The sequence below is a fragment of the Caulobacter sp. SSI4214 genome (assembly GCF_012184455.1).
Classification (GTDB): domain Bacteria; phylum Pseudomonadota; class Alphaproteobacteria; order Caulobacterales; family Caulobacteraceae; genus Caulobacter; species Caulobacter vibrioides_E.
In genome coordinates this window covers 18,192-33,874 of record NZ_SZWJ01000021.1, presented here as the reverse complement: position 1 = coordinate 33,874, position 15,683 = coordinate 18,192, and the positions used below count along the sequence as shown (strand labels likewise).

Sequence of the window (15,683 nt, the reverse complement as noted above, 5' to 3'; positions counted from 1 at the left end):
CCTCCCATGCCCGACTTCGGCGCCAACGACCTCGACGCCTTCTGGATGCCGTTCACGCCGAACCGGCGCTTCAAGGCCCATCCCCGCCTGCTGGCCTCGGCCAAGGGCATGTTCTATCGCACCCCCGAGGGCCGCGAGGTGCTGGACGGAACCGCCGGCCTCTGGTGCGTCAACGCCGGCCACGACCGCCCCCGCATTCGCGAGGCGATCCAGAAGCAGGCGGCGGAAATGGACTTCGCCCCCAGCTTCAACATGGGCCACCCGCTGGCCTTCCAGTTCGCCTCGCGCCTGGCCCAGATCACGCCGAAGGGCCTGGACCGCATCTTCTTCACCAACAGCGGCTCGGAGTCGGTCGACACGGCGCTTAAGATCGCCCTCGCCTATCACCGCGCCCGGGGCAAGGGGACCAAGACCCGGCTGATCGGGCGCGAACGCGGCTATCACGGCGTTGGCTTCGGCGGCATTTCGGTGGGCGGCATCTCGACCAACCGCAAGACCTTCGGCGGCCTGCTGACCGGCGTCGACCACCTGCCCCACACCCACGGCGTCCCCGGCAACCTGTTCACCAAGGGCCAGCCCGAGCACGGGGCGCATCTGGCCGACGATCTGGAACGCATCGTGGCCCTGCACGACGCCTCCAACATCGCCGCGGTGATCGTCGAGCCCGTCGCCGGCTCCACCGGGGTGCTGGTTCCGCCAAAGGGGTATCTGGAGCGCCTGCGCGCCATCTGCGACCGCCACGACATCCTCTTGATCTTCGACGAGGTGATCAGCGGCTTCGGACGCCTGGCCGCCCCGTTCGCCGCCGACCGTTTCGGCGTCACGCCCGACCTGATGTGCCTGGCCAAGGGGCTGACCAACGCCGCCGTGCCCTGCGGCGCCGTGGCCGCCTCGACGGCCATCTACGACGCCATGCTGGCGGGGGCCGAGGCGCCGATCGAGCTCTTCCACGGCTACACCTACTCGGCCCATCCTCTGGCCTGCGCGGCGGGGCTGGCGACGCTGGAGACGTACCGCGAAGACGACCTCTTCGCCCGCGCCGCCGCGATCGAGGGCTACTGGCGCGACGCCATCCACACGCTGGCCGACGCCCGCCACGTCATCGACATCCGCGACCTGGGCATCGTCGCCGGCATTGAGCTCGCGCCGCGCGACGGCGCCCCGACCGCCCGCGCGACCGAGGTGTTCGAGACCTGCTTCGACGAAGGCCTGCTGATCCGCGTCACCGGCGACACCATCGCCCTCTCCCCGCCGCTGATCCTGGAGAAGAGCCACATCGACCGCATCGTCGAGACTCTGCGGTCGGTTCTGGGACGGGTGGCGTGAGGTCTACATCGCGAACTTCGCGCTCACCCCGCAGCGGACCTGGCCGTTGACCACCGCGACGCTGGCCGCGCGGCCCATGGTCAGGTCGTAGAAGGTCTGGCGTCCGTCCGCGACCACCGCCAGATAGTCCGGCGAGGTGAACTTGCACACCGGATAGCGCACGGACGCGCCGCCGATCGTCTCGACGCGGTGGGTGCAGGTCATGGCCCCGCCATGCCGCTGGTAGATCGTTCCGTCGTAGGCCGTGACCTGCGGCGGGGTCGAGACACTGGCGAAGCGTTCGGGGGCCAAGAGCTGGCAGGGGTGGCCCGAGACGCTCCAATAGGCCGCGCGCTCGGCGCCGTCGTCGCGCGCGTGTTGAGCGACCGCGTGGAAGATCGGCAGGCTGGCCAGGCCTGTCAGGATCAGCGCCACGGCCGCCCGACGCCGCTGGACGCGCCCCGGCGCCGCGATCTTCACCCGTTCGATGTGAAAGCCTTCGGGCGTCATGTCCGTCTCCCCAGCCGCACCGCGTTTTACAAATGTAACCCGACAGAGAGACGCTTGCCAACCGCCTTCGTTCAGTCCCGGCGCGGCCGGTAGGACATCGCCACGTCGCAACGGGCGTAGCGCGCCCCGAACAGGCGCATGATCTCGGCGTCGTGGACGAAGCCCAGCTTCTCGTAGAGGTGGATGGCCGGCGCGCACTTGGTGTTGGTCAGCAGGTACAGCTTGTCGACGCCCAGGCTGGACGCGCGCTCCAGAACCTTGGTCAGCAGGAATTCGCCGACCTTCAGGCCGCGCGCGCTTTCGAGGACGCCCATCTTGGTCAGCTCGAACCAGCCGTCCTTGGAGGCCATCAGGGCGCAGGTTCCGACCACGCCCATCTCCGCCGTCTCGGCGAACAGCACCACCCCGCCCTTGTCGAGGATCAGCTCGCGCGGCCGCGACAACAGGTCGATGTCGTTCTGTTCCAGGGTGAACATCGACTGGATCCACTCGGCGTTGATCCGGTGGAAGGCCTCGGCCAGATCGTCGGAGAAGTCGCGCGCCCACATCGTCGGCGTCGGGGCGCTTTCGATGCGCGCGAGTAACGACTTCTCGGCCAATCGCGCCTCGATCTTGGCCAGGCTCAGCATGACATCGCCCTCCAGCCCCTCGACCAGCTGCGCGGCGGCCGCTTCGATGCTGGGCAACATGCCGGCCTGGACCCGCGCCATGACCGCTTGGCCCTTCTCCGTCAGGGCCAACCGCTTGGTCCGGCCGTCGCCCGGCGCGCGGCGCGCCTCGACCAGCCCCTCGGCCTCCAGAGCGCCCAGGGCCCGGGTGACCGTGGGCTGGGCCAGCCGCAGCCGCTCGGCCAGAGCGCCGACCGCGATCGGGCCGTGCAGGCGGATGGTCATCAGCAGCGACATCTGGGCCGGCTGCACCGGCAGGTCGAACGCGCGCGCCACCTCGGCGGCGTCGGCCTGCATCCGCTCGGCCAGACGCTTGAGCCGACTGCCCAGGAACCCCACGCCGAACCCGGCCAACAGATCGACATCCATCATGCGCCTCCGATTAATAGCTCGCTATATAGCTTGCTATATATAAACCTTCCACACAAGCACTTGAACGCGTGACGCGGGGCGAAAATTGATACAGTCTGAAGTTGCACGAGAGATAATCTCCCGCGCCTCGACCGTGGAGACTGTAATGATCAGCAAACTTGCCACGAAGATCGCTCTGGGCGGCGCGATCGCCCTCAGCTTCCTGCCCGCCGTCGCGTTCGCCTATCCGCCGGTCGCCTATGAGCGCATCTATTACGCCGAGCCTGAGCACACGACCGAGGTCGGCGGCATGTACAGGCCTTGCCTGGGCCAAGGCATCACGCAGATTTGGGGTACGAGCAGCGCTTACTATACCGAGACCACCTATCCCTGCGAATAACGGGGCGCCGCGAACACACGATTGAAGCGAACCAGGGAACCTCTCTCGCGGGAGAGGTTCTTCTCGCCCGCGCGAAAACCGCCCCGCTTTTGCGCGCTCGCCCGGTTTCCGCTAGAAGCCGCGCCATGTCGCACAACACCTTCGGCCACCTGTTCCGCGTCACCACCTGGGGCGAGAGCCACGGGCCCGCCCTGGGCTGCGTCGTCGACGGCTGCCCGCCCGGGATCGCGCTGACGGCCGAGATGATCCAGGGGTTCCTGGACAAGCGCCGGCCGGGGAACGGCAAGTTCGTGACCCAGCGCCAGGAGCCGGACGCGGTGCGCATCCTGTCGGGCGTGTTCGAGGACGAGCGCAGCAACGGCCAGCGCACGACCGGCACGCCGATCAGCCTGATGATCGAGAACACCGACCAGCGGTCGAAGGACTATTCCGAGATCGCCCAGGCCTTCCGCCCCGGCCATGCCGACTACGCTTATTTCGCCAAGTACGGCGTGCGGGACTATCGCGGCGGCGGGCGCAGCTCGGCGCGCGAGACCGCCGCGCGGGTGGCGGCCGGCGCGATCGCGCGCCTCGTCATCCCCGGCGTCACCGTGCGCGCGGCCCTGACCCAGATCGGACCGCACGCGATCAACCGCGAAAACTGGCACTGGGGTCAGGTCGAGCGGAACCCCTACTGGTCCCCCGACGCCGCGATCGTGCCCGTGTGGGAAGAGCACCTGGAAAAGATCCGCAAGGCCGGCTCGTCGACGGGGGCGATCGTCGAGGTCGAGGCGACCGGCGTTCCGGCCGGCTGGGGCGCGCCGCTCTATGGCAAGCTGGACGCCGAGCTGGCGGCCGCCCTGATGTCCATCAACGCCGCCAAGGGCGTCGAGATCGGCGAGGGCTTCGCCAGCGCCGCCCTGACCGGCGAGGATAACGCCGACGCCATGCGCCTGGGACCGGACGGCCAGCCGGCGTTCCTGTCCAATCATGCCGGCGGGATCCTGGGCGGCATTTCGACGGGGCAGCCCGTCGTCGCGCGCGTCGCCTTCAAGCCGACCTCGTCGATCCTGATCCCGCGCCAGACGCTGAACGAGGCGGGCCAGGAGGTCGATCTGCGCACCAAGGGCCGCCACGATCCCTGCGTCGGCATCCGGGGCGTCCCGGTGGTCGAGGCCATGACCGCCTGCGTGCTGGCCGACGCCTTTCTGCGCCATCGCGGCCAGACGGGCGGCGGCGCGTTCACCCTGAGCGCGCAAGCTTGAGCAAGATCAAGAGTCTCGCACCGCTCGGCCTTAGCACTGATTTAGCTCGCCTTTTCAGTTGACCCGCGAAGGCTCGCGGGCGTAAGGCTGGAAACACCTATCCCCTGGCGCGAGACAACCACACGCCATGAGTGTGATGGGCGGCGCGATGACAGGGGGCCCAGCGCGTGCGTTTCGACCTTCTGAAAATACTGCTGGTCGACGACAACCAGCACATGCGCATCCTGCTGATCGAGATCTTGCGCGCGATCGGCGTCCAGCACGTCTTCGAGGCGATGGATGGGGCCGAGGCGCTGTCGATCATGCGAAGCACGGCCATCGACGTCGTGTTCACCGACCTGTCCATGAACGGCGTGGACGGCCTCGACTTCGTCAATCTGGTCCGTCGCGCGCCCAACAGCCCCAATCCGCTCGTCCCGATCGTGATGATCACCGGCCATTCGACCCAGCGCCGGGTGCACGAGGCGCGCGACGCGGGCGTCAACGAATTCCTGGCCAAGCCGGTGACCGCGCGCGGCGTCATCCATCGCCTGACCCTGCTGATCGAGAATCCCCGTCCGTTCGTGCGGACCGAGGACTATTTCGGCCCCGACCGCCGTCGGCGCGCCGATCCGCGCCACACGGGCCCCTGGCGGCGCGCCGAGGACGCCAACACCGCCTATCTGGACGTCGAGTCCGATCGCATCCGGCCGTCCTGACGCGAGCGCTCGGCCGCCGCGACGATCCGACACGCGGAATTTAAACGATTGGCCGGCTAGAAAAGCCAAACAGCGTTTTGTGAGCCTTGCCATGACCCTTCGCCGTCTCGCGCCGATCACCGCCGTCCTGACGGCGCTAGCCCTCTCGCAGGCGGGCTGCGTCGCCTCCGCCGTGGGCGCCGCGGCCGGCACGGCCATCGGCGTCACCGGCGCGGCGGTCGGCGGCGCGGCCAAGCTCGGCGGCCATGCCGTCATGGCCACGGGCCGGGCCATCACGCCGGGACATGGCGACAAGGATCCGAAGTAGGCGGCGCCCTACAGCGCCAGGGAGCAGCTCTCGCCGATCGTCGGGCGCGACAGCACCACGCGCGACAGGCTCGGGAAGGTCCCCTTCAGCCGCTCGGCGAAATAGAGGCACAGACGCTCCAGGCTCGGGACGTCCAGGCCGGGCTTTTCGTTCAGCAGGCCATGGTCGAGCTCGGCCGCGATGGCCTTCAGCGCCACGTCCAGGCTTTCCAGGTCGGCGACCCAGCCGGCCTCCGCCATCTCGCCCTTCACGCTGGCCTCGACCTTGAACGAGTGGCCGTGCAGCCGGCGGTAGCGATGGTCCGGCGGACCCTGCTCAATGAAATGGGCCGCGTCGAAATACGCGGCCTTCGTGATCTCGAAGACGGGCTTCATATGTCGCTTCTTTGACTAGGCCTGGGAGGCTCTAGCGCGACGACCCTGTCACCAAGTCGCGCGCCTTATCCGTCAGGGCAGGCCGAGATATTTGTGTGTTTGGACGCTTAAACGCCATTGCGGGTGGGAAAGGCAATAGGCCACCGCCAATTGCGTGTTCCGCTCGCGCTCCGGTCCGTCCATCGGCTGCAGGTAGAAGCGCTCGAAATCGAGGTCGGCGAACCGCTCGGGCGGGGCCTTTTCCTGAGGAAAAACAAGCTTCAGTTCCTGGCCGGACGTCTGAACCACCGGCGCGTCGGCCTTGGGGCTGACGCAGATCCAGTCGATTCCGTCCGGCGCCTTAAGGGTTCCGTTGCTCTCGACCGCGATCTGGAACCCTCGCGCGCGCAGGGCCGCGATCGCCGCGGCGTCCAGCTGCAGCAGCGGCTCCCCGCCGGTGCAGACCACCAGGCGATCGTCCGGCCCGCCGGTCCACTGGGCCTCGACCGCCGAGGCCAGCGCCTCGGCCGTGGCGAACTTGCCGCCGTTCTCGCCGTCGGTCCCGACGAAGTCGGTGTCGCAGAACGCGCAGACCGCCTTGGCGCGGTCCTGCTCGCGCCCGCTCCACAGGTTACAGCCGGAGAACCGGCAGAACACCGCCGCCTTGCCGGCCTGGCCGCCCTCGCCCTGAAGGGTGAGAAAGATCTCCTTCACCGAATAGGTCATGCCCCCTTCCCCCTTTGCTGGGGGAAGGGAAACCGCTGATCGCCGCTCATCGGACGAGCGCCTCGCGCCCCGCCGCGTCCCACTCGGCGTAGCCTTTTTCGCGCAGCTCGCACGCCGGGCAGGTTCCGCAGCCGTGGCCCCACGGATGGAGCTCGCCGCGTTCGCCCTGGTAGCAGGTGTGGCTTTCCTCGACGATCAACCGGACCAGATCCTCGCCGCCCAGGCTCTTGGAGAGCGCCCAGGTCTGGGCCTTGGTCAGCCACATCAGCGGAGTCTCGACGCGGAAATTCCGATCCATGCCCAGGTTCAGGGCGCCTTGCATGGCGTCCAGCGTGTCGCGGCGACAGTCCGGATAGCCCGAGAAGTCGGTCTCGCACATGCCGCCGACCAAGGCGTCGATCCCGCGTCGGTCGGCCAGGGCCGCGGCGTAGATCAGGAACACCAGGTTGCGCCCAGGGACGAAGGTCGACGGCAGGCCGCGCTCGGTCATCTCGATGGCGCGGTCGGCGGTCAGGGCCGACTGGGCCACCGCGCCGAAGCTCTTGATGTCGAGCACGTGGTCCTCGCCCAGGCGCTCGGCCCAGCGCGGAAACCGCGCGGCGATCTCGCGACGCACGGTCTGGCGAGCCTCCATCTCGATGGCGTGGCGTTGGCCATAGTCGAAGCCGACGGTCTCGACCCGCCCATAGCGCTCCAGCGCCCAGGCCAGGCACACGCTGCTGTCCTGGCCGCCGGAAAACAGGACCAGGGCCGCTTGGCTCTCGGTGGGGCTCATGCGGGCCTCTCGACTTGAAAGAGGGGGAACATGGGCCCTCCCCTACACCAAGCAAGGCCGCCCCGGAACCTCGGGCGCGGCGCGACCTGGCCGAACCGCGCTCTTTGGCGATACTCCAGACATGAACATCGCCGACGTCTTTCGCCCGCGAAATATATGGAAACCGCATCCTGGCCGCTATATTGGCGACTCAGAGCGCGACTTTCCGTCGCGGAACGCGACAAACCTGATCTTCTAATTCAAGGGTGACTTACGCGCCCTAGGAGAACAAGGCCCTCCGAAAGTGAAAAGGCGTAACCTATCGCTGATCACTTACACGCAGGCCAGTTGACAGCTTTCAAACGCAAGTATGCAATCTCCCAATGCCACGAAGGGCCCGCCGTGCGCCCGCGTGGTGAAAAACAGTACGGCGCCGAGGAAACATCGACCCTCGCAGGCTCCGCCCATAAGGGGCCGCTTGGGTTCAGGGAGGGAATTCAATGTCGCAAACTCTGCGTATGCGGAGCCTGTTGGTCATGGGCGCTTCCGTGATCGCGATCTCCGGCTTCGCCGTCCCCGCGTTCGCGCAGCAGGCCAAGCCCGCTCAACCGGCGGCCCAGACCACGGTGATCGAGGAACTGGTCGTCACCGCCCAGAAGAAGGAAGAGGCGCTGCAGGACGTGCCGATCGCGGTGTCGGCCTTCAGCCAGGACAGCCTGGCCGCGCAGAAGATCGACGGCGGTCCCAACCTGCAGCAGGCGATTCCGAACGTCACCTTCGCCCGCAGCAACTTCACCAACAGCTTCAACTTCCAGATCCGCGGCATCGGGGCCAAGGCGGTCGGCGCGTCGGCCGACCAGGGCGTCGGCGTCCACATGAACAACGCCCCGCAGCAGTCGGGCAACCTGTTCGAATCCGAATTCTATGACGTCGAGCGCGTCGAAGTGCTGCGCGGCCCGCAGGGCACGCTGTATGGCCGCAACGCCACCGGCGGCGTGGTCAACGTGATCACCGCCAAGCCGACCGACAAGTTCGAGGCCAATGTCCGCGCCGAAGTCGGCAACTACGGCTCGACCCGCTATCGCGGCATGGTCAACATCCCGATCTTCGAGGACAAGCTGGCCGTTCGCGTCGCCGGCACCACGCTGAACCGCGACGGCTTCGTCACCAACACCTTCAACAATCACAAGGTCGACGACCGGGATCTGTACTCGACCCGCGTCCAGGTGATGTTCAACCCGACCGAGAAGCTGCGCACCAACTTCCTTTGGGAGCGCTTCCACGAGGACGACAACCGCGCCCGCACCGGCAAGCAGCTCTGTACCAAGGACCCGGGCCCGGCCACGGTCGGCGGCGTCGCCACCGGCGCGTCGCGCATCTTCCTGTCGCAGGGCTGTCTGCCCTCGTCGCTGTATGGCTCCAGCGCCTATGGCACGGTCAACACCGCCGGCACCTTGACCGGCCTGCTGGGCAACATCTTCGGCTTCACCTCGGGCGACGTGAACGCCGGCAACACCACCTCGACCGACCTGCAACAGATCCAGACCGCCCTGGATCCGCTGTATCGCTCGGCCTCGAACACCTACCAGTTCACCCTGAACTACGACCTGACCGACAAGCTGGCCTTCACGGCCATGACGTCCTACGGCAAGGGCACGGTCTATACCAAGCAGGACTACAACCGCACCGTCTCGCTGGTGCCGTTCAACAACACCCCGTTCACGCCGGGCGGCTTCTTCAACGACCCGCAGGTCGGCAACACCAACAAGTTCACCACGATCGACGTCTCGTCGGGCCGCTCCGAACAGTTCAGCCAGGAACTGCGACTGCAGTCGTCGTTCGACGGTCCGCTGAACTTCAACTTCGGCGGCATCCACTTCACCTACCGGACGCTGACCGACTATTACGTGATCGGCAACTCGCTGACCCTGTCGTCGCTGGCCCTGAACTACTCCAAGACCGGCAACCCGAACTGCAACCCGGCGACCACCGCCAACTGCATCGGCATCGACACCTCGGCCACGCCGACCGGCGACGGCCACAACTACTATGACAACCGCACGCCCTATACCCTGACCTCGGACGCCCTGTTCGGCGAACTGTACTGGCAGGCCAACGAGGATCTGAAGTTCACCCTGGGTCTGCGCCAGACCCGCGACAAGAAGGCGGTGAAGAACTTCTCGACCGTGCTGCTGGCGCCCGGCTACGGCCTGACGCTGAACCCGACCAACCCCGACCAGCGCGCCCGCTTCAGCGAGCTGACCGGCCGCTTCGGCTTCGACTACAAGGCGCACCTGTCGTTCACCGACGACACGCTGCTGTATGCCTTCTACTCGAAGGGCTACAAGGGCGGCGGCATCAACCCGGGCGTCCCGGCCAACTCGGTCGGCGTCAAGCAGACCTTCGACCCCGAATTCGTCAACGCGATCGAGGTCGGCACCAAGAACACGATGCTGCACGGCAGCCTGCTCTTCAACGCCACCGGCTTCTACTACGATTACCAGGGCTATCAGATCTCGAAGATCGTCAACCGCACCTCGGTCAACGAGAACGTCAACGCCAAGGTCTACGGCCTAGAGTTCGAGACCATCTGGTCGCCGGTGCATGACCTGAAGCTGAACGCCAACCTGGGCTATCTGCACACCAAGATCGGCGACGGCGTCAGCTCGATCGACACCATGAACCGCACGCAGAACAACCCGCTGTACACGGTCGTGAAGGTCGGTCCCAACTCGCCCGCCGTCGGCGCCAACTGCGTGCTGACGACCTCCGGCGTCGCCACGGTGCTGGGCCTGGGCGCGGGCGCCACCCTGCCCTTCGCCTGCTCGGGCGCGGCGGCCTATCAAGCGTTCCTGGCGACTCCGGCCGCGCTCGGCGGCGCGGGTCTGCCGGCCGCCACGGCCGCCTTCCTGGCCAACGGCACCGGTCTCTACAACTACGGCGCCGGCTATTCGATCGAAGGCACGGCCTCCAGCCTGGCGGGCAAGGAGCTGCCGAACTCGCCGCACTGGACCGCCTCGGTCGGCGCCCAGTACCGCTTCGACCTGCCGGGCGGCTGGAACGCCACCCTGCGCGGCGACTACTATCGCCAGACCCAGCAGTTCGCCCGGGTCTACAACACCGACTACGACCGCCTGAAGGCCTGGGACAACGCCAACATCACCCTGAAGCTGGACAAGCCGGAATGGGGTGTGACGCTCGAGGCCTATGTGAAGAACCTGGGCAACAAGACCCCGATCGTCGACGCCTATACGACCGACGACACCTCGGGTCTGTTCACGAACGTGATCACCCAGGAGCCGCGCCTGTATGGCGTGGCCATCACCAAGTCCTGGTAGGCTTGGCGAAACCATCGAGAACGGGGGCGACGGTCTGACCGTCGCCCCTTTTTCATGTTCTCTCGCGTCGCGGCGCGATCCTCGCGCGAGGCCCAGAAAGAGAAGCGCGCTCGACTTAACGACTCCGCAAGGCCGCTCGGTCCATGTTCGCCTCCCGAATGCCGAGCGAAGCGCTGTATGGAAACGCTATCCCGCCTCATCGACCACCGCGCCCCGATCAGCCCCGCCACGCCCTGCGGTCAGGTGGCGGCGCTGTTCGACGCGGAACCGGCCCTGCCCGCGCTGGCGGTCGTCGAGGGCGCCGCGCCGGTGGGCCTGGTCTACCGCGACGTCCTGAAAGGCATGATGCGCGTCGCGGGCGAGACCCTGGCGACCCAGCCGATCGCCAACGTCATGGACCCCGAGCCGCGGATCGTCGCGGCCGATCTCGACTCCAACGCCTTCGTCATGGCGCTGGCCGAGAGCCCCACGCCGATCCACCGCTCGGCCTATGTCGCCGTGGACGGCGCGGGCCGCTATCTCGGCGTCGGCGGTCTGTCCTCGCTGCTTGAGTCCCACGGTCGTCGCCAGCGCGAGGCGCGCGACGCCATGGCCCTGGTGGAGCGCATGGCCGTCGATGTCGGCGCCCACCTGAACGGCGTCATGGCCATCACCGAGCGCCTCGAGCATCAGCGCCTGACGCCCGACGCCTCCGCCTTCGTCCGCGCCATCGGCGACACCAGCCGCGACATGGGCGAGACCTTGAGCCGCGCCGTCGACCTGCACCGCTCGGCGCAGGGCCAGCTGACCTTCAAGCTCGCACCGATGCGCCTGCGCGATCTGGCCGACGCGATCGAGGCGCGCTGGGCGCCGCGCGCCCAGGAAGGCGGCTCCATGCTCCTGGTGTCCTACGATGGCGACCCCGAGTGCGGCGTCGAGGCCGACGGCGATCGCCTGCTTCAGGTCTTCGACATCCTGATCGAGAACGCCCTGGCGTGCGGCCGGGGCCTGATCGAGGCCCGCCTGACCGCCCGCGCGGAGGGCGCCAAGATCCGACTCGACGGTCAGGTCCGCGACAACACCGAGGGGCATCTGGAAGAGCGCCTGGCGCGCGTGCGCGATCCGCTGAGCGCCGTCAGCCTGCGCGATCACAGCGAATTGGCGCACTGCGTCGGCGTGGCCCTGGCTCATCGCATCATGCGCGCGATGGGCGGCCCATTGGCGGCGGAGCCCAATCGCGGCGCGGGCTTGACGGTCGGCTTCTCGCTGAGCGTCGCCCCGGCCGCCGCGGTCGAGGCCCAGGAGGCCGAACCCGCCGTCGCCGGTCGCGCGGCTCACATCCTGATCGTCGATGACAACGCCACCAATCGCATGGTCGCCGAAGCGCTGTGCGACATGTTCGAATGCACGTCGGAACAGGCCGTCGACGGCGTCGAGGCGATCGAGATGGCCCGCGGCGGCCGCTTCGATCTGATCCTGATGGACATCAAGATGCCCCGGATGGACGGCATCGCCGCGACCCGCGCCATCCGCGAGATGAGCGGCCGTCCGGCGCGGACGCCGATCGTCGCCTTGACCGCCAACGCCGATCCCGCCGATGTCCAGACCTACATCGCCGCCGGGATGCAGGACGTGGTCGAAAAGCCGATCAAGCCCGAACGCCTGGCCGTCGTGCTGTCGGCCCTGCTCTCCGACGAGGACGACCAGGACGCCGAAAGCGGTCACGAAGCCGCCGCCTGATCCTGGGTCGAGGCTCTAAATCATATACTTGTGAGCGTGGCTCGCCCCCGAAGCCGGTTGCCACTTTCGGCGTCACGCTCCAGCGACCATTGGACGCGCGCGCCGGGCGCCACCCAGGATAGCAGTCGCTTGGCGCCCGCGAGACTCCTGGCCTAGCCTACCCTGACGTATTCCTCAGGATGTCCCGCAGGGTGCTGACCACCGCCGAACAACAGGCCTGGGCCTTCCTTAGCAGAGCGCCGCATCTGGGATCGGCGGGCGAGGTCGAGACCCATTTCGCCCAGGCCATCGGCGCGTTCGGCTATGACCGGTTCTGCGCCACCCTGGTCAATGCCGAACGCTACGGCAGGGAACCGCCGACCCTGAGCCGCCAGGACTTCGACGCCTGGGATCAGCGCTATTGGGGCGAGCGCTACGTCGTCCATGATCCGTGCGTGAAGCTGCTGCTGAAGTCGCCTCGCGCCTTCGCCTGGAGCGACGCCAAGCCCTTTGGCGACGGCCGCGCCCAGGCCATGTGGGGCGAGGCCGGCGAGCACGGCATGAACGAGGGCTTCGTGGTGCGCGTCTTCGGGCCCGCCGGCCAGGAGGTGCTGATCCGCATGTCGACCCGCGCGCCCGACACCGACCCCGCCGCCCGCGCCGTGCTCGAGAGCCTGGCCACGGTCTTCGGGACCGTCATGCTCAAGCACTGGGAGCTGCAGGACGACAATCCCGACTACGGGGTGATCTCCGAGCGCCAGGCCCAGTGCCTGTACTGGGCCAGCCGGGGCAAGACCGACTGGGAGATCGGCGCGATCCTGGAGCTGTCGCCCCGCACGGTCCATCATCACATCGAGGCGGCGAAGAAGCGCCTGGGCGTCGTCAAGCGCCAGGAAGCGGTGATGAAGGCCGGCGAACTGGGCCTGCTCAGCCAGGCGGGTTGACCCGACGCGCCCGTTTCAACGGCCTTGGCGCGATCGGATGAGCCTCAGAATCCGCGCTTACCCGTCACGGTCTCGAACCACAGCCGGAAGTCCCCCATCAGGCTGTAGAGCGGATATTTGAACGTCGCCGGCCGGTTCTTCTCGAACACGAAATGCCCCACCCAGGCAAAGCCGTAGCCGACCACCGGCGCGGCCGCGAAGAACCAGGCGCTGCGCAGCGCGCCCAGAACCAGACACGCCACCACCAGCGTCGTGCCCACAACGTGCAGCCGCCGGCTGACCGGATGGACGTGTTCGGTCAGGTAGAAGGGATAGAAGGCCGCGAAACTGCGGTAGCGTTCTTCGGACAGCGTGCTCATGGCGGGATGCTGGCCTTGTCCTGGCGCGCTGGCAAGCGCGGCCGCATAGGCCGTTTGGCCTATCGCCCGCCAGGCGGATCATGTCTCCTAATCCAGGCCGTCCCGTCATCGCCTGCTGGGGGCCGGCCCATGATCCACATCATCACTTCCGAGAACCGTCACCTGTACGGCCCGCAGCTCTGGGCCATGCACGAGGAGCGCCGCCGCCAGTGCGTCGAGAAGAACGGCTGGGTCGACCTGGTCGTTCTGGATGGCGGCGAGGTCGACGACTACGACGATGATCGCGCCATCTATCTGCTGGGCTTCGACGACGAGATGCGGCTCGAGGTCGGGCTGCGCCTGCGTCCCACCGACGACCGCTGCATGTTGGCCGACAAGTTCCCGCACCTGATCGCCCCGGGCGAGACCCCCAAGAAGGGTCCCGACGTCTGGGAGGCCACCCGCCTGTTCACCACCGAGGTCTATCGCGATCGCAAGGGGCCGGGCCGGGGCCAGCGCGTGTTCGAGGTCTGGGCGGCGGCGTTCGAGCACGCCCTGCGCCACGGCGTCACCCGCTTCGTGGGCATGATCGACATGCAGCTCTATCCAGGCATCCTGAATTCGCCGATCGACACGCGCCTGGTCGGCATTCCACGCGCCTACCAGTACGGCGTGGTGGCCGGTTCGGAGATCGCCGTCAGCCCAGAGCTGCTGGCGCGCGTGCTGGAATCGATCTGCCGCGAATCGCCGGTGGGCTACGAGGTCGACGCGCTGGACATGATGGCGTTCGGCGACCTCGCCGCCGTGCAGCGCCAGGTGAAGCGCGCCATGACCCCGCAGTTGGGCGCCGGCGCGGAACGGGACGAGACTCTGGCGGCGGAAACCCTCTATCGGCTGCATGACACGAAAACGGCGGCGCGGCGCATCTGGGATGACCGTGGTCACGGTACCCGGACCTTGCACGCGTGACATCGTGTAGAAGGCGGTCGCAAAGCAAAGCTTGACCATAGCGACCTAACGCCGCGCCCGGCATACCTCGCTTTCACCGACGTCACGGTCGTGTCATGTTCTGCGGACAACCGTTGGAGGCGGAAGAAAGATGAAAGAAGAAACCGAAGGCCGGCGCCCAAATCCCGTCGACATGCATGTCGGCGGTCGCGTGAGAATGCGTCGCAAGCTTATGGGCGTCAGCCAGGAACAGTTGGCGGAATCCCTGGGCCTGACCTTCCAGCAAGTTCAGAAATACGAGCGCGGCGCCAATCGCGTCAGCGCGTCAAAGCTCTACGAGATCGCCCGTACACTTCAGGTGCCGGTGTCGTTCTTCTTCGACGGCCTGGCCGACCCGATGAGCGGCGCCGAGGTCGATGACGCGACGCGGCACGCTGAAAAGGTGGTCCAGGAGTTCCTGACCACTCCCGAGGGTCTGGAATTGGCCGAGGTGTTTCCGCGCATCGGTCGCGGCCGCGTCCGTCGCCAGGTTCTCGACCTGGTGCGCGCGATGGCCGACGAAGCCGCGCGCGAGGCCTAAAAGTCTAGTGACGGTGAGGGCCCGCCAGAGGCCCTCGACCCCGTGAAATTCCAAGGGCCCCGGTTGGCGGAACCGGGGCCTTTTTCACGTCAGCCGGGGTCCGTTTCGGACCGGGACGCGCGCCAGATCCGCCGGGCCACGCCAGCGGCGGCGGGCGCCAGGCCGCGCAGGTCATAGGTGCGGAGAATGCGCAGGCCCAGCTCGCGATCGCGGCGCCAGGCGACGACCACGTCGTGGGCCTGGCCCTCGGCGATATCCACCAGCTGCATCTGGTCCGGAGGCGTCGCGCCCGCCAGCATCTGGATCCTGACGCCCTGGCTGGAGACGTCACGGATCACGCAGTCCCAGGCGAAGGCGCCGCACAGCACCTTTCCTGGTCTCCGCGTCGGGACACGGACGGATGTCCGCCGATCCTGATCCACGCCCGCCGTAAACTTCGACATGGGAGGATAAACGCACGGCGCGGTTAATCGGCCGTGCAGGCGTAGGAATTTTGTAGGGAAGGTTAACGCCGCGGCGAC

The 15,683-nt window shown here is 67.4% G+C and carries 17 protein-coding genes; 10 read left to right on the top strand and 7 right to left on the bottom strand.

The annotated features are described in order from the left end of the window. The first annotated feature begins 6 nt into the window (after positions 1-6). Complete coding sequence (locus FCU40_RS08735; RefSeq protein ID WP_168074406.1) at positions 7-1,326, top strand: aspartate aminotransferase family protein; 1,320 nt, start codon at positions 7-9, stop codon at positions 1,324-1,326. A gap of 3 nt (positions 1,327-1,329) precedes the next feature. On the opposite strand, the gene FCU40_RS08730 is transcribed toward FCU40_RS08735, so the two are convergent. Next, positions 1,330-1,815, bottom strand: a complete 486-nt coding sequence (locus FCU40_RS08730; RefSeq protein ID WP_168074405.1) for a hypothetical protein — start codon at positions 1,813-1,815, stop codon at positions 1,330-1,332. A gap of 71 nt (positions 1,816-1,886) precedes the next feature. After that, positions 1,887-2,852, bottom strand: a complete 966-nt coding sequence (locus FCU40_RS08725) for a bifunctional helix-turn-helix transcriptional regulator/GNAT family N-acetyltransferase (RefSeq protein WP_168074403.1) — start codon at positions 2,850-2,852, stop codon at positions 1,887-1,889. Positions 2,853-3,000: 148 nt separating this feature from the next. On the opposite strand from FCU40_RS08725, the gene FCU40_RS08720 reads away from it, so the two are divergent. The 4 genes from FCU40_RS08720 to FCU40_RS08705 all read left to right on the top strand — a co-directional run bounded on the left by FCU40_RS08720 (position 3,001) and on the right by FCU40_RS08705 (position 5,483). Continuing rightward, the gene (locus tag FCU40_RS08720) at positions 3,001-3,234 is read left to right on the top strand and encodes a hypothetical protein (protein WP_004620826.1); all 234 of its coding nucleotides are present in this window, start codon (positions 3,001-3,003) and stop codon (positions 3,232-3,234) included. Positions 3,235-3,359: 125 nt separating this feature from the next. Next, a complete protein-coding gene (aroC, locus tag FCU40_RS08715; protein WP_168074402.1) occupies positions 3,360-4,478 on the top strand; it encodes a chorismate synthase in 1,119 nt (372 codons plus the stop codon). 167 nt (positions 4,479-4,645) lie between these two features. After that, positions 4,646-5,176 (top strand): response regulator, encoded by a 531-nt coding sequence (locus FCU40_RS08710; protein WP_004620830.1) that lies wholly within the window; start codon positions 4,646-4,648, stop codon positions 5,174-5,176. A gap of 91 nt (positions 5,177-5,267) precedes the next feature. Beyond that, on the top strand, positions 5,268-5,483 hold the full coding sequence (locus FCU40_RS08705; protein WP_004620831.1) for a hypothetical protein: 216 nt from the start codon (positions 5,268-5,270) through the stop codon (positions 5,481-5,483). Positions 5,484-5,491: 8 nt separating this feature from the next. Here FCU40_RS08705 and FCU40_RS08700 read toward each other — a convergent pair whose 3' ends face one another. The 3 genes from FCU40_RS08700 to queC all read right to left on the bottom strand — a co-directional run bounded on the left by FCU40_RS08700 (position 5,492) and on the right by queC (position 7,337). Beyond that, the gene (locus FCU40_RS08700) at positions 5,492-5,857 is read right to left on the bottom strand and encodes a 6-carboxytetrahydropterin synthase (RefSeq protein ID WP_168074401.1); all 366 of its coding nucleotides are present in this window, start codon (positions 5,855-5,857) and stop codon (positions 5,492-5,494) included. 72 nt (positions 5,858-5,929) lie between these two features. After that, on the bottom strand, positions 5,930-6,562 hold the full coding sequence (queE, locus tag FCU40_RS08695; RefSeq protein ID WP_168074400.1) for a 7-carboxy-7-deazaguanine synthase: 633 nt from the start codon (positions 6,560-6,562) through the stop codon (positions 5,930-5,932). A 46-nt stretch (positions 6,563-6,608) separates the two neighbouring features. After that, entirely contained in the window at positions 6,609-7,337 is a 729-nt protein-coding gene (queC, locus tag FCU40_RS08690; protein WP_168074399.1) for a 7-cyano-7-deazaguanine synthase QueC, read from the bottom strand. Between the two features lie 479 nt (positions 7,338-7,816). Between queC and FCU40_RS08685 the strand changes: the two genes are divergently transcribed. The 3 genes from FCU40_RS08685 to FCU40_RS08675 all read left to right on the top strand — a co-directional run bounded on the left by FCU40_RS08685 (position 7,817) and on the right by FCU40_RS08675 (position 13,296). Further along, a complete protein-coding gene (locus FCU40_RS08685; protein WP_004620837.1) occupies positions 7,817-10,654 on the top strand; it encodes a TonB-dependent receptor in 2,838 nt (945 codons plus the stop codon). A 177-nt stretch (positions 10,655-10,831) separates the two neighbouring features. Next, positions 10,832-12,373 carry a response regulator gene (locus tag FCU40_RS08680; protein WP_168074398.1) on the top strand — a complete coding sequence of 514 codons (1,542 nt, stop codon included), beginning with the start codon at positions 10,832-10,834 and terminating at the stop codon, positions 12,371-12,373. A 179-nt stretch (positions 12,374-12,552) separates the two neighbouring features. Beyond that, positions 12,553-13,296, top strand: a complete 744-nt coding sequence (locus FCU40_RS08675; RefSeq protein WP_004620840.1) for a LuxR family transcriptional regulator — start codon at positions 12,553-12,555, stop codon at positions 13,294-13,296. 44 nt (positions 13,297-13,340) lie between these two features. Here FCU40_RS08675 and FCU40_RS08670 read toward each other — a convergent pair whose 3' ends face one another. Continuing rightward, on the bottom strand, positions 13,341-13,655 hold the full coding sequence (locus FCU40_RS08670; protein WP_168074397.1) for an Mpo1-like protein: 315 nt from the start codon (positions 13,653-13,655) through the stop codon (positions 13,341-13,343). 129 nt (positions 13,656-13,784) lie between these two features. On the opposite strand from FCU40_RS08670, the gene FCU40_RS08665 reads away from it, so the two are divergent. Together FCU40_RS08665 and FCU40_RS08660 are read left to right on the top strand one after the other, a co-directional pair. Continuing rightward, on the top strand, positions 13,785-14,603 hold the full coding sequence (locus FCU40_RS08665) for an acyl-homoserine-lactone synthase (protein ID WP_168074396.1): 819 nt from the start codon (positions 13,785-13,787) through the stop codon (positions 14,601-14,603). A gap of 130 nt (positions 14,604-14,733) precedes the next feature. Beyond that, complete coding sequence (locus tag FCU40_RS08660; RefSeq protein WP_004620846.1) at positions 14,734-15,162, top strand: helix-turn-helix domain-containing protein; 429 nt, start codon at positions 14,734-14,736, stop codon at positions 15,160-15,162. An 89-nt stretch (positions 15,163-15,251) separates the two neighbouring features. Here the strand turns inward: FCU40_RS08660 and FCU40_RS08655 are convergent, their stop codons facing one another. Next, positions 15,252-15,605 carry a PilZ domain-containing protein gene (locus tag FCU40_RS08655; protein WP_168074395.1) on the bottom strand — a complete coding sequence of 118 codons (354 nt, stop codon included), beginning with the start codon at positions 15,603-15,605 and terminating at the stop codon, positions 15,252-15,254. Positions 15,606-15,683: the final 78 nt, after the last annotated feature.